The sequence below is a fragment of the Micromonospora sp. NPDC007230 genome, assembly GCF_042869115.1.
Lineage (GTDB): Bacteria > Actinomycetota > Actinomycetes > Mycobacteriales > Micromonosporaceae > Micromonospora.
In genome coordinates this window covers 139,172-152,686 of sequence record NZ_JBIAFE010000009.1, presented here as the reverse complement: position 1 = coordinate 152,686, position 13,515 = coordinate 139,172, and the positions used below count along the sequence as shown (strand labels likewise).

The window sequence follows — 13,515 nt, the reverse complement described above, 5'->3', positions numbered from 1 at the left end:
GAATCGACGACACCACGTCGGGTCTTTCCGCGCTCTGCGCCGCGCGGTCGATCGCCACGGCCAACGGACGTGGCGTGCGGATGAGCAGCGGCGCGGAGATCACTCTGGCCCCGTCGCTGCCGCACACCGAACACGGGACACGTGCGGTCGCCTCGCCGATCGGAAACGACACGGCGAAATCGCCGTGTCGGGAACATCGGTACGTGTAGGTCGCCACCCCAGCCTCCCTCGCCGAGGCACGTTCCCGGCCCGTGCGCGTGCGTGACGGAACGGTCCAGGAGTCGCATGCCCGTGGTGCCAACATCGGACGCGGACGGCCTGCCTCGCAGGCCAATGCCGCAAATCGTTAATGCTGGCGCAACAGTCCTCCGCCGTGGCAGGCGCCGGCCCTTGCTCGGCGTCCGGGCCCGGTCCAGCAGCCCGCCGACGGTTTCGCAGCGGGCAGCCGTCCGCGGTTGCCGACCCGTCAATCCTCGCGGAGCACTCGACGGGCGCCGTCGGGCCAGAGGATCGTGGTGGGGATGCCGTGTTCCCGCGCCAAGTCGATCGTCCGGTCCGTCGACGCCGCGTGGCAGCCGGGTTCGCCGTCCCACACCGCCACGAGTCGCTGCACCCGTCGCACCAGTTCCCGGTTGGCCGCCACGTAGGCGGCGGTGCCCGAGCGGTCGTACCCGGTGTGGACGACCTCGACCGCCCGGGCCAGCAGCTCGTCGAAGGCGGCCCGGTTCCCGGGGTGGATCACGGCGGTCCGGTAGTCCCGAGCCGGCAGAATCACCTCGTACGTGCCGCCGGTGGCCAGAATCGTGCGCGCGAAGACCTGATCGGCGCCGGCCGCCAGGCAGGTGACGCCGTGCACCGGCCGGTCACTGATCCGGCGTAGCTCGACGCGGAGCGCGTCGGCGACGAGCCCCTCGGTGGCGCGGGTCAGGTTGATGTGGCCGGTGATGCCGACCCGCACCGGTACGGAATCAGCGGACATTCCCCGGTCCCCTCCGCTGCGCGGGCATCGCGGGTGCCAGCCGGATCAGCTCGAACCCGTTGTCGGACAGCACGTCGGGCAGTGCCCGGATCTCCTCGCGGTTCTGCTCCTGGACCTCGGGAGTCAGTTCGTCCCACGGCCGCAGCGCCGGGTGTCGTCGCCGGGCGTCGTCGCGGGGTTCGCCGTACGTCCAGCCTTCTCCTCGTCGTTCCCGGCACCACCGTTCGTGCTCGAGGCGGGCGAGTTCCTCGATCCGGTCGTCGATGGCCAGCCCGGCGGCGGAGGCGTCGCCGGTGCTGCCGTGCCGGGGTGCCACGACGCAGCCGAGGTTCAACAGCTTGGCGGCGATGTCCTGGACGTGGGCCCGGTTGGCTCGCCGCAGTGACTCGGGCAGTCGTGACCAGTCCACCATCGCCGGCGCGTCGCCGGGGCGTACTCCGGCGCGCTGCTGGGCTTGCAGGTAGCGGTCGTGGATCAGCCGGGCCAGCCGTTCGGTGAGATCCTCGGCGATCAGTCGGGCGTCGCAGGCGCGGGTCAGCACCGGGTAGAGGCGGAGCTTGCCGTGCACCTCGTCGAGGAGGTCGTGGCGGGAGTCGCCGTGGAAGGCGGCGGCGAGCGCGGCCTGCCGATAGACCGGTACGAACACGGAACTCTCCGCGCCCTGCCAGAGGGCGGGCGTGTCCAGCACGAACTGCAGGCCGCTGGTCTCCTCCGGGGCGCAGATGTAGATGCGGTCGTAGTGGTCGCGTTCGAGCGGGGCGAGCTCGACGAGGCGGTCGAGGTCCAGGTTGTACGCGGCGAGCTGGCAGACGGTGGTCAGGAACGGGTAGCGGGACGCCGCGAGGGCCAGTTCGGTGCTGGCGTCCGGGGCGACGAGGTCCACCCGCAGGGGTGTGACGAGGTGACCGGGAGGGGTGTCGGCGCGGCGGGCTCGCCAGTGCCGGGCGGTTTCCACCAGGAGGGCTCGGCGGAAGGGGCCGGTGCCGGCGATGAGGACCCTCGTCGGTCGGCCGGTCGCGGGTGGCAGTGGGTGGTGGCGGTGCAGCGCGCGGGCGGCGACGTCGTCGACGTGGAAGTAGTCCAGCCGTAGTCGGCTGGATCCGGCGGCGCCGAGTCGGCGGGCCTGCAGGGACAGGCACATCTCGGGGTCGTGGACCTGCACGTAGACCCGAGGTGGTTGCCGCCGGTCCTGGACGAGTCGGCTGGCGGTGTTGGCGATCGCGTGGTTGCGGTCGGCGTCGTCGGTGCAGGCGTAGATGGTGTGGGCCAGGGGCAGCCCCGCGCCGCGCAGCACTTCCGGGCTGGTCGGGTCGCCGACGACGCCGAGATAGCGGCGCTGGCGGTATTCCAGCGGTCCGAACGGTTCGGAGCGCACCACGACCACGCGTTCGCCGTCGGCGAAGAGCCGGTCGGCGAGCATGTGGGCGAACTGGGAGTCGCCGCAGACCAGGACGTGATCGCGGGCTCGTCGGGCGCGCAGGCGGCGGATCTCGGCGGCCAGCAGCAGCCGGCCGGTCTCGGCCACGGCGAGGAGGGTGAACAGCGGGGCGGTGAACCGGGCGACCTGCAGCTGCCACGGGTAGGGGCCGGCGTTCTGGAAGGGCTCGGCGCTGAGGACGAAGAGTTGCAGGTCGTAGTAGAGCACGTCGTACGGGTCGTGGGCGGTCTCGGGCCGTACCGCGAGCAGGCGCTCGAAGCCGATGTAGCCGAGGACGAGGGAGGCCAGCCCGATGACTCCGAACACGATGCGCAGCCACCATCCGGCTGGGCGGGAAAAGCCAGCGACGGGGTCCGTCATCGAGCGGCTCTCGGGTCGGTGGGACGGTGGTGGCAGGGGCTGGCGAGGCGGGGACGCCGGTAGGGGCGGCGCGGCCACCAGGTTGCGACCATGAGCGCCATTTTATTTGACGGAGTCGATCGGGGCCGCGCTCGACGCACCTGCGCATTTCGCAGGTGAACCCGAACCGGTGGGCGGTGACCGTCGACCAGGAACGCCTGAGCGACAATCGACGCCGTGCGGTTCGGCATCCTGGGCGCGACCGAGGTGTATACCGCCGACGGTCGCCGGTTGACCGTCGGCGGGCCGCGGCTGCGTGCGCTGCTGGTGCTGTTGCTGCTCGACGGCGGGCGGGTGGTGCCGCGGGGGCGGCTGATCGACGGCCTCTACGGCGCCGAACCGCCGGCCGGCGTGGCGAACGCGCTGCAGTCGCAGGTGTCCCGGCTGCGTCAGGTGCTGTCGACCGGGCCGGTCGATCCGGTCGAGTTCCATCCGGCGGGCTACCGGCTGGCGGTCGACCCGGAGGACGTCGACGTGCACCGGTTCGTCCGCCTGGCCGACTCGGGGCGGGCCGCGCTCGGCGGCGGTGATCCGCGCCGAGCCGCCGACCTGCTGCGCGAGGCGCTCGCGTTGTGGCGCGGGGAACCGCTGGCGGATGTGCCGGAGGCGCCGTTCGCCGCGGCGCAGGCGGCGCGGCTGCGGGATCGGCGGCTTGCCGCGACGGAGGAGCGGATCGAGGCGGAGCTGCGGCTGGCGGTGCCCGGATCGTCTGGCGTCGGGACACTGGTGGCCGAGCTGCGGGAGCTGGTGGCCGCGCACCCGTTGCGGGAGCGGCTGCACGGCCAGCTGATGCGTGTGCTGCGCGCCGACGGCCGCCGGGCCGAGGCGCTCACCGCCTTCGCGGACCTTCGTCGGGTGCTCGCCGACGAACTGGGCACCGACCCGTCCGCCGAGCTGGTCGCGTTGCACGCGACCCTGCTGCGCGACGAGGTCGAACCCCGAGCCGACGCCCCGCCCCGGCTGCCCTCGCTGCCCGGCCAGTTGAGCAGCTTCGTGGGCCGGGAGGAGGAACTGCGCCGCCTCGGCAAGCTGCTCGGCGAGGCTCGGCTGGTCACGCTGCACGGCCCGGGCGGCGTGGGGAAGACCCGGTTGGGTCTTGAGGCCGCCGCCCGGCACGGCGGCGAGGTGTGCCTGGTCGAGTTGGCTGCGGTGCCGGCCGGTGCGGAGGTCGCCCCGGCGGTGCTGGCCGCGCTCGACCTGCGCGACGCCGCGCTGCGCGTGCCGGGCGGGCCCCGCGACGTCACCGACCGGCTGGTCGCGGCGCTCGCCGACCGCCGGCTGCTGCTCCTGCTCGATAACTGCGAGCATGTGGTGGCCGAGGCGGCCCGGCTCACCGCCCGGCTGCTGCGGGCCGCCCCGATGGTCCGGGTCCTGGCCACCAGCCGGGAACCGCTCGGTGTGACCGGTGAGGCGCTCTGCCCGGTGGTCGGGCTGCCGGTGCCGTCCGGCAGCGTCCCGGCCGAGTTGGCCCGGGAGTACGCCGCGGTGCGGCTGTTCGCGGACCGCGCCGCCGATGTGGCGCCGGGGTTCGCGGTGGACGCGAGCACGGTGGCGGCGGTGCTGCGGATCTGCCGTACCCTCGACGGTTTGCCGCTGGCGATCGAGCTGGCCGCGGCGCGGTTGCGGGCGCTGCCGGCGGCGGAGGTGGCGGCTCGGCTGGACGACCGGTTCCGGTTGCTGAACCGGGGCAGCCGGGTGGCCGAGCCGCGGCACCAGACGTTGCGGGCGGTGGTGCGGTGGAGCTGGGATCTGCTGGACGAGCCGGAGCGGCGGCTGGCGCGCCGGCTGAGCGTGTTCACCGGCAGCGCCGACCTGGCGGCCATCGAGCGGGTCTGCGCGCCGGTGGGCGCGGACGTGCTCGACGTGCTGACGAGCCTGGTGGAGAAGTCGCTGGTGGACGCGACCGACGGGCGTTTCCGCATGTTGGAGACGGTGCGCGCGTTCGCGGCCGAGCGGCTCGCCGAGGCGGGCGAGGTCGACCGGCTGCGCCACGCGCATGCGGCGTACTTTCTCGACCTCGCTCGGGCGGGCGACGTCGGGTTGCGGGGTGCGGCGCAGCTGGAGTGGCTGCGGCGGCTGGACGCCGACCGCGATGACCTGCTCGCCGCGCTGCGCCGGGCGGTGGCGGGCGATGACACCGGCGTCGCGTTGCGGCTGGTCGCCGCCCTGTCGTTCTACTGGTGGCTGCGGGGCCTGCGGGCCGAGGGCGCCGCGCTGGCCGGCCGGCTCGTCGACCGGCTCGGCGCCCCGCCGCCGGGGCTCGCCGAGGAGTACGCGCTCTGCCTGCTGGTCGCCGCGGTGAGCGGATGCGGCAGCGCGAACCCGTTGGCGGCCAGCGAGATCCTCTGGGGTCTGGGCCGGCCGCCCGCGTACCCGTTCCTGCTCTACCTGTCCGGGATGACCGCCGGTCCCCCGTCACCGGAGCGGTTGTCGCTGCTCACGCAGCGGCGGGACGAGTTGCTCGGTGGTGATCCGTGGAGCCAGGCCCTGGGGTCGCTCGGGCTGGCCATGTTGTGGCTGCTCAACGGCCGGTACGACGAGGCCCGCGCGGAGCTGGCGGTCGCCCGCGACGGTTTCCGCGCGATCGGCGAACGGTGGGGCATGATCCTGGTCCTGAGCACGCTCGCCGAGGGTGCCTATCGGGTCGGGGATTCCGCGGCGGCAGCCGAACCGATGGCGGAGGCGCTGCGGTTGGCGCGCGAGCTCGGCTCGGCGCTCGACATGGCCGAGTTGCTGCGTACCCGGGCGGACGGGCGGCTCGGGGTCGGTGACCTGGACGGGGCGGGCGCCGACTATCGCCGGGTGGTGGAGGTCGCGCAGCCGGCCGGGGCGCCGGAGTTGGTGGCCGCGGCCCACTACGGGCTCGGCGAGATCGCCCGGCGCAGCGGTGACCTGGACCGGGCCCGGCAGTTGTGCGAGCAGGCGGTGGCGGAGTGCCCGGCCGGTTGGTTCGGCGCCGAGGTGGTGCGGCTGGCGGCGTTGGTCGCGCTCGGACAGATTGCCGACGCGGTCGGGGACGCGCCGACGGCCCGCGCCCGCTACCGGGAGGTGCTGGGCGCGACCTTCGGGGTGTGGGACGTGCCGACCGTCGGCGCCGCGGTGGAGGGCCTGGTCGGGCCGGTGCTGCGGCGCGGTGAGGCCGAGCGGGCGGCGCTGTTGCTCGGGTCGGTGTCAGCGCTGCTGCGCGGTACCGGCGCCGGCGAGGCGGCGCAGGCCGCGCCGGTGGCGGCGGCCGCCCGGGCGCAGCTAGGGGACGGGGCGTTCGAGCGGGCCTTCGCCCGGGGCGCTGGGCTGGGCCGGGAGCGGGCGCTCGCGCTGTTGGACGGGCGCTGACGGCGGGCACAGTCGCCGTCAGCGGACGGTGCGCGGCCGGTCAGCGCGGCCGGCCAGGCTGCTGGCATGACCTACGAAACATCAGCCGTCGTCGCCGAGGGGCTGCGCAAGTCGTACGGCGGCACGCCGGCACTCGACGGGTTCGACCTGACTGTGCCGGCCGGCACGGTCTGCGGACTGCTCGGCCCGAACGGCGCGGGCAAGACCACCGCGGTACGGATCCTGGCCACCCTGCTGCGCTTCGACGCCGGGCACGCGCGGGTGGCCGGGTACGACGTGGCCCGGCACCCCGATCGGGTCCGCGCGCTGGTCGGGTTGACCGGGCAGTACGCCGCGGTCGACGAGATCCTCAGCGGGCGGCAGAACCTGATCCTGTTCGGCCGGCTGCGGCACCTGCCGGCGCGGGTGGCCCGGCGTCGGGCCGACGAGCTGCTCGACCAGTTCGGGCTCGCCGACGCCGCGGACCGCTCGGCCGGGGCGTACTCCGGTGGGATGCGCCGGCGGCTCGACCTCGCCGCCAGCCTGATCACCACCCCGCGGGTGCTGTTTCTTGACGAGCCCACCACCGGGCTGGACCCGCGCAGCCGAAACGGCCTGTGGGAGGCGGTCCGGTCGCTCGTCGCGGGCGGCACCACGGTGCTGCTCACCACGCAGTACCTGGAGGAGGCGGACCAGCTGGCCGACCGGATCTCGGTGGTGGACGCCGGCCGGGTGGTGGCCGAGGGCACCTCGGCCGAGCTGAAGGCCCGGATCGGCGAGGACCGGATCGAGCTGGTGGTCCGGCACGCCGCGCAGTTGCCGGCCGCCGCCGGCGTCGTCGAACGGATCACCGGCGGGCCGGTGTCCGTGGACGTGGAGATCCGGCAGCTCAGCGTGCCCGTCGTGGACCGGATCGGCGCGCTCGCAGACGTCATGCGGGCGCTGCAGGAGCACGGTGTGGCGGTCGAGGACGTCGTCCTGCGCCGGCCCACCCTGGACGAGGCGTTCCTACGGCTCACCGGGCACCAGTCGGCCGGTACCCGCGAGGAGGTGGCGGCGTGAGCACGACAGTCGACTCCCGGCGCGGCGCGGCGGAACCCACCGAGGTGCGGTCGCCCGCCGGTCCGCTGGCCCGGCTCGGCTGGGCGGTGGCCGACGGTTGGGTGATGGCCGGGCGGAACATGCGGCACGTGGTCCGGTCGCCCGAGGAGATCATCCTCTACTTCAGCCTGCCGATCATGTTCGTGCTCGTCTTCGGTTACGTGTTCGGCAGCGGCATGGCGGTGCCCGGCAACGGCAACTACCGGGAGTTCCTGCTGCCCGGCGTGTTCGTGATGACGATGCTCTACGGCCTCGGCGCCACCGCGTCGGCGGTCGCCGCCGACGCCAGCCGTGGCGTGGTCGACCGGTTCCGGTCCATGCCGATGGCCCGGTCCGCACTGCTCACCGGGCGGGCCTGCGCCGATCTCGCCCGGGCCGTGCTGGAACTGGCCACGCTGGTGGTCTGCGGCCTGCTCGTGGGTTGGCGGTGGCGCAACGGGGTGGGCGACGCGCTGGCGGCGGTGGGCCTGATCCTGCTGCTGCGGCTCGCGCTCACCTGGGTGGGCATCCTGTTCGGCCTGCTCGTGCCGAACCCGGACACGGTCTCGGTGATCGTGTTCCCGCTGGCCTTCCCGCTCACTGCCCTGTCCAACGTCTTCGTCGCCCCGGACCTGCTGCCGCAGTGGCTGGGTGCGGTGGCCGCGTGGAATCCGCTGTCCGCCACCGTGGCGGCCGCGCGGGAGTTGTTCGGCAACCCGGGCATCGGCGGCGAGTCGTGGGCGGCGCAGCATCCGCTGCCGTTGGCGGTCGGCTGGCCGCTGCTGCTCATCGTGCTGGTCGCGCCGCTGGCGGTCCGCCGCTACCAGCGGCTCAGCCGCTGACCCACCGGCCGGGCGCGTCGCTCGTACGCCGGAGGAGGTGGGTGCGCAGCCATCCGCCTCCTCCGCTGCCGGCTTGGGCTACCGGTACCGGCTGCGATCCGGCAGCGGACAGCAGCTCATCGACTGATCCCGGCCATCGCCGCGAGGCGCCGGGCGAGCCGAGCGGTCGCTTCCCGCAGCTCCGGAGGCTCCAGCATCTCCGCCTCGAAGCCCAGCCCGGCCACCCGCACGGCGAGCCAGTCCAGGTTGTCGCCGCCGACGACGAGCACGCACCACCCGTCGCGGTCGTCCTCGACGCGCCCCACCTGGGGTGGCACCAGCTCCCGCACCCGGTCGGGCCGGGCGTGCAGCCGCACCCGGGCGAGATACCGGTACGGCGCCTCGGTCACGGACCGCTGCACGTGGGCGACCGGGTCGGGGTGCTCCCTCGCCCGGAAGCGCCAGGTCGTCGCCACCACCTCGCGCATCCGGTCCAGCCGGAACGTGCGCCAGTCGTCTCGGTCGACGTCCCAGGCCATCAGGTACCAGCGGCGGCCGGTGGTGACCATCCGCACCGGTTCGGCCGTACGCTCGCGGTCCCCGCCGTCGCGGCCGGCGTACCGGAACCGCACCCGCACGGCGTCGCGACAGGCCCGGGCGAGCGTCACCAGCAGCTCCCCGTCGATCTCGACCCCGGGGTCGACCAGGGTCTCGGTGGCGCCGTGCACCGCCCGCACCTCGGCGCGCAGCCGGGGCGGCATCACCTGGTCGAGCTTCGCGAGCGCCCGCAGCGCCGCCTCGCCCGCGCCGGCGACCGTGCCCCCGGCCGCCAGCCGCAGGGACACCGCCGTCGCGGTCGCCTCCTCGTCGTCGAGGAGCAGCGGCGGCAGCCGGGTACCCGCGCCGAGCTGGTAGCCGCCGCCGACGCCCGCCGTCGCGTGCACGGGATAGCCGAGCGCGCGCAGCCGCTCCACGTCGCGGCGCACCGAGCGGTCGGTGACCCCCAGCTCGCCGGCGAGCTCAGCGGCGGTCCAGGACGGCCGCCGCTGCAGCAGCGCCAGCAACCGCAGCACCCGCTCGGTCGTCGCTTCTACGGTCACCCGCTCATCGTCCCACGGGATCACGGAACGATCCTGTCCGCATTCTACGCGAGGCTGGCACCATGACCGACCAGACCTGGAACGCCCTGCTCCGGGACCAGCTCACCTGGCACTGGACCACCCAACTGCGCGAGCGCCTCGACGGACTCACCGACGACGAGTACTTCTGGGAGCCGGCGCCCGGCTGTTGGAGCGTGCGCCCGCGTGGCGCCAGTGCGGCACCGGTCCAGGCCGGGTCCGGCGCGATGACCATCGACTTCGCGATGCCGCAGCCCGACCCGCCACCGTTCACGACGATCGCCTGGCGGCTCGGGCACGTGATCGTCGGCGTGCTCGCGGTACGCAACGCCGCGCGCTTCGGTCGCGCGCCCACCGACTACCAGTCGTTCGAGTACGCCACGACCGCGGCCGCGGCGCTGGCCCAGCTCGACGCGGAGTACGCCACGTGGCTGGCCGGGGTCGAGTCCCTCGGCGAAACCGGCCTCGCCCGCCCGTGCGGGGAGGCGGAGGGCCCGTACGCCGAGCGTCCCCTGGCAGCGCTGGTGCTGCACATCAACCGCGAACTGATCCACCATCTGGCCGAGGTGTGCCTGCTCCGCGACCTCTACCAGCACACTCACGAAGAGACCCGACGAAAGGCGAACTGAGATGGCCCGCGACGTACAGATCACTTTTGACTGCGCCGACCCGGCCGGGTTGGCGGCGTTCTGGGCCGACGCCCTCGGCTACCGGGTGCAGGACCCGCCCAAGGGCTTCGAGTCGTGGGAGCAGGCTCTGGAGGCGATGGGCGTGCCGCCCGAGCGCCGCAACGACGCCTCGGCGGTGGTCGACCCCGAGGGCGCCGGACCGCGGCTGTTCTTCCAGCGGGTGCCGGAGCGCAAGCAGGTCAAGAACCGGGTGCACCTCGATGTGCGAGCCGCTCCCGGGCTCGAAGGCGAGGCGCGGATGGCGGCCCTGGAGGCGGAGGCCGAGCGGCTGGTCTCCCGCGGCGCCACCCGGCTCGGGCGCCACGAGCCCGCTCCCCCGCTCGGCGCCGGCCACATCGTGATGGCCGACCCGGAGGGCAACGAGTTCTGCCTCGACTGATCGGCCGCGCGGCGGGCCGGCGACATCAGCCATTGCCGAAGCGTTTCGGTTTGTGCTTCGATCCTGGGCCAACCCCGAGGCGAGGGCCGCCGTGCGGTTGGGCCGGAAGGGGAGGCACCGTGACCGAGTACGCCGACCTGGTCATCACCGGCGCCGACGTCTACACCGTCGACGCCGCCCGCAGCTGGTCCGACGCCGTCGCCGTACGCGGTGACCGGATCGTCGCGGTCGGCTCCGAGCCCGCGTCCGAGCTCATCGGCCCGCGGACCAGGGTGATCGAGGCCGCGGGCGCCATGGTGCTGCCGGGCTTCCAGGACGCCCACATCCACGCGCCCTTCGCCGGGCGCAACCGGCTCCGGGTCTGGCTCAACGACCTCGCCGGCCGGCACGCGTACCTGGACCGGATCGCGCGCTACGCGGCCGACAACCCCGACCAGCCCTGGATCATCGGGGGCGGCTGGGCGATGGAGCACTTCCCCGGCGGCACACCACGAAAGGAAGACCTCGACGCGATCGTGCCGGACCGCCCGGTCTTCCTGTTCAACCGGGACGTGCACGGCGCCTGGGTCAACTCCAGGGCCCTCGAGATCGCCGGCATCACCAGGGACACCCCGGACCCCGACGACGGGCGGATCGAACGCGACCCGGCCACCGGCGAGCCGACCGGCACGCTGCACGAGGGCGCGGCGTACGGCTTCAACGACCGGCACGTGCCGCTGCCGGGGCGCGCCGAGTGGGAGGAGGCCATCCTCAACGCCCAGGAGCACCTACACTCGCTGGGCATCACCGGATGGCAGGACGCCTGGGTGACGCCGGGGACCCTTGCGGCGTACCGGTCGCTCGCCGCGTCCGGTCGGCTCGCGGCCCGGGTCGTCGGCGCCCTGTGGTGGGACCGGCACCGCGGCCTCGACCAGATCCCCGAGTTCCTCGCCCAGCGGGAGTCGGCGACCGGTGGCAGCTTCCACCCGACCACGATCAAGATCATGACCGACGGGGTGCTGGAGAACTACACCGGCGCGCTGCTCGAGCCGTACTGCGACGGCTGCGGCGGCCACACCGAGAACCACGGCCTGGCGTACGTCGAGGCCGAACTGCTCGCCACCGCGGTGACCGAACTGGACCGGCTCGACTTCCAGGTGCACCTGCACGCGATCGGCGACCGCGCCGTACGCAACGCCCTCGACGCCGTCGCGGCCGCCCGCACGGCCAACGGACGCCGCGACAACCGGCACCACATCGCCCATCTGCAACTCGTCCACCCGCAGGACGTGCCGCGCTTCCGGCAGTTGGGGGTCGCCGCGAACTGCCAGGCCTTCTGGGCGCAGACTGAACCGCAGATGGAGGAGCTCACGGTGCCGTTCCTCGGCCGGGAGCGGGCGGACCTGCAGTACCCCTTCGGTGATCTGCTGCGCTCCGGCGCCACCCTGGCCATGGGCAGCGACTGGTCGGTGACGACGGCGAACCCGCTCGAGGAGATCGAGGTCGCCGTCACCCGGATCGACCCGGAGCACCGCGACAACGCGCCGTTCCTCCCGGAGCAGGCGCTGCCGCTGTCGGTCGCCCTCGCGGCGTTCACCGCCGGCTCGGCGTACGTCAACCACGACGCCGACGGCGGCACTATCGCGGTCGGCAAGCGCGCGGACCTGGCCGTGCTCGATCGCAACCTGTTCGCCGCCGGCGCGGGGCTACCGGCCGACGCGCGCGTCACCCACACGATCGCCGCCGGCACCGTCGTCCACGGAGGCGGTTGTTGATCTGCACACTGGAGGCAAAAGTCCCATTTGAGCACGGCAGCGGGTTCGTGGGCTTCTGCCGTCTGTCGGAAAAAGGTGGACGGAGCTCCACCGTCTGTAGGAAACCTTCATTTTCATTGGCAAAGTTGCATCTTCTCATTGCATCGCCGGGGGCGCGCACGCCAAGATCGCCGAAAGGCAGAGGTGGTCCGCTCCCCCGAGCCTCCCCGGTGCTCAGCTGCGCCTCGCTCGGTGGACAGTGGATCCACGAGAGGAGTACGCGTGCAGGTACACAAGATCTCGACGATCCTCCGATCCCGAAGCGCGCTGGCCGCCGCCGTGACGGCCGCGCTGGCCGGTTCGATCCTCACCGCCCCACCCGTCTCCGCCGCCGCTCCAGAGGGACCGGGGCAGGGCAGCTGCAAGATCGCCGACAGCCCCTCCTGGTCGGGCTGGAGCAACCACCAGCAGGTGGGCGAGCAGCTCGCGCAGATCGAGCGCACCAGCGGCGGCCGGGTGGACGTCGACGTGGTCGGGCGCACCCAGCAGGGCCGGGAGCTGTGGGCGGCCCGGGTGGGCACCGGCGACAAGGTGCTGCTGGTCACCAGCGCGATCCACGGCAACGAGCGGACCGGCACGGAGGCGCTGCTCGCGATCCTCAAGCGTCTGGGCAGCAGCGGTGACGCACAGACCCGGAAGATCCTCAGCGAGATCACCTTCGTCGCGATGCCCATGGTCAACCCCGACGGTGGCGAGCTCAACCGGCGGATGAACGTGCGGTCCTGGGACGAGACGCTGGCGGAGTTCCCGCAGCTGGCCGGGGCGCCGCGCGCCTGGTACCACCGGCTCAGCGGAGACGGCATCGACCTGCCCGGCTACGACCTCAACCGCGACTTCAACCCCGACCTCAACTACGTGCCGCGCGCCACCGACCTGCCGGGCCGCGACACCGACGCCGGGTTCTTCCTCTCCCCCGAGTCGCGCGCCATCCGCGACGTCTACGTCGGACTGCGGGCGGAGAAGGGCGCGGTCGACGCGTACGTCGACCTGCACCACATGGGACCGTGCGACCGGCTCACCGGCGGTACGCAGGACGGCAACCTCATCTCCGTCTCGCTCGACTACCCGCCGCTCGGGGTGCAGGATGGCGCCAAGTACAAGGCGGCGTGGCCGGCGCTCGACCAGGACAAGTCCCGCCGCTACGCGCTCACCGTCGCCAACGGCATGCTGGCGCAGTACGGCGACCAGTCCAAGCTCGCGGCCGTGGGCCGGTACTTCCACCCGGACGCGCGGGAGTACGCGGGTCAGGGCCGCTCGGCGTTCGCCCTCAACGGCACCGGCACGGTGCTGTTCGAGGTCCGCGGCCAGCAGGACGACCTGGGCCAGAAGCAGCACGGCATGCTCGTGAAGAGCGTGCAGACCGGCGTGGAGTCGCTGCTCGGTGGCCTCGCTGACGGCACCGTCGACCGGGTCGACGGCGACGACTTCTTCGACCTGCCCGACTACGGCTGGGACACCACCAACGACTGACGATCGACGAGGCAGCCGCGGGGACATCCTGTTCCCG

General features: G+C 73.5%; 10 protein-coding genes. 7 read left to right on the top strand and 3 right to left on the bottom strand.

Annotated elements, in window-relative coordinates:
- Positions 1-466 precede the first annotated feature (466 nt).
- The gene (locus tag ACFYML_RS15290; protein ID WP_387421198.1) at positions 467-979 is read right to left on the bottom strand and encodes a hypothetical protein; all 513 of its coding nucleotides are present in this window, start codon (positions 977-979) and stop codon (positions 467-469) included.
- Positions 969-2,723 carry a RyR domain-containing protein gene (locus tag ACFYML_RS15285; protein ID WP_387421197.1) on the bottom strand — a complete coding sequence of 585 codons (1,755 nt, stop codon included), beginning with the start codon at positions 2,721-2,723 and terminating at the stop codon, positions 969-971. The genes ACFYML_RS15290 and ACFYML_RS15285 overlap by 11 nt, the downstream gene beginning before the upstream one ends.
- A 270-nt stretch (positions 2,724-2,993) precedes the next feature.
- On the opposite strand from ACFYML_RS15285, the gene ACFYML_RS15280 reads away from it, so the two are divergent.
- From ACFYML_RS15280 to ACFYML_RS15270, 3 genes are all read left to right on the top strand, one after another.
- Entirely contained in the window at positions 2,994-6,149 is a 3,156-nt protein-coding gene (locus ACFYML_RS15280) for a BTAD domain-containing putative transcriptional regulator (protein ID WP_387421195.1), read from the top strand.
- Positions 6,150-6,215: 66 nt separating this feature from the next.
- Positions 6,216-7,190, top strand: a complete 975-nt coding sequence (locus tag ACFYML_RS15275) for an ATP-binding cassette domain-containing protein (protein WP_387421194.1) — start codon at positions 6,216-6,218, stop codon at positions 7,188-7,190.
- A 104-nt stretch (positions 7,191-7,294) separates the two neighbouring features.
- The gene (locus ACFYML_RS15270; protein WP_387421313.1) at positions 7,295-8,050 is read left to right on the top strand and encodes an ABC transporter permease; all 756 of its coding nucleotides are present in this window, start codon (positions 7,295-7,297) and stop codon (positions 8,048-8,050) included.
- Between the two features lie 116 nt (positions 8,051-8,166).
- Here the strand turns inward: ACFYML_RS15270 and ACFYML_RS15265 are convergent, their stop codons facing one another.
- Positions 8,167-9,129 carry a helix-turn-helix transcriptional regulator gene (locus ACFYML_RS15265; protein WP_387421193.1) on the bottom strand — a complete coding sequence of 321 codons (963 nt, stop codon included), beginning with the start codon at positions 9,127-9,129 and terminating at the stop codon, positions 8,167-8,169.
- Positions 9,130-9,191: 62 nt separating this feature from the next.
- Here ACFYML_RS15265 and ACFYML_RS15260 point away from each other — a divergent pair, with 62 nt between their 5' ends.
- From ACFYML_RS15260 to ACFYML_RS15245, 4 genes are all read left to right on the top strand, one after another.
- Positions 9,192-9,776: a DinB family protein gene (locus ACFYML_RS15260; protein ID WP_387421191.1), complete on the top strand. Its 585-nt coding sequence runs from the start codon at positions 9,192-9,194 to the stop codon at positions 9,774-9,776.
- A gap of 1 nt (position 9,777) precedes the next feature.
- Positions 9,778-10,215 (top strand): VOC family protein, encoded by a 438-nt coding sequence (locus ACFYML_RS15255; protein WP_387421190.1) that lies wholly within the window; start codon positions 9,778-9,780, stop codon positions 10,213-10,215.
- Between the two features lie 119 nt (positions 10,216-10,334).
- Positions 10,335-11,969: an amidohydrolase gene (locus ACFYML_RS15250; RefSeq protein WP_387421189.1), complete on the top strand. Its 1,635-nt coding sequence runs from the start codon at positions 10,335-10,337 to the stop codon at positions 11,967-11,969.
- Between the two features lie 261 nt (positions 11,970-12,230).
- The gene (locus ACFYML_RS15245; protein ID WP_387421188.1) at positions 12,231-13,478 is read left to right on the top strand and encodes a M14 family zinc carboxypeptidase; all 1,248 of its coding nucleotides are present in this window, start codon (positions 12,231-12,233) and stop codon (positions 13,476-13,478) included.
- Positions 13,479-13,515 lie beyond the last annotated feature (37 nt).

Coding starts and splice junctions, on each gene's coding strand:
- ACFYML_RS15290 (WP_387421198.1), bottom strand. CDS start 979: ATGTCCGCTGATTCCGTACCGGTGCGGGTCGGCATCACCGGCCACATC.
- ACFYML_RS15270 (WP_387421313.1), top strand. CDS start 7,295: ATGGCCGGGCGGAACATGCGGCACGTGGTCCGGTCGCCCGAGGAGATC.
- ACFYML_RS15255 (WP_387421190.1), top strand. CDS start 9,778: ATGGCCCGCGACGTACAGATCACTTTTGACTGCGCCGACCCGGCCGGG.
- ACFYML_RS15260 (WP_387421191.1), top strand. CDS start 9,192: ATGACCGACCAGACCTGGAACGCCCTGCTCCGGGACCAGCTCACCTGG.
- ACFYML_RS15275 (WP_387421194.1), top strand. CDS start 6,216: ATGACCTACGAAACATCAGCCGTCGTCGCCGAGGGGCTGCGCAAGTCG.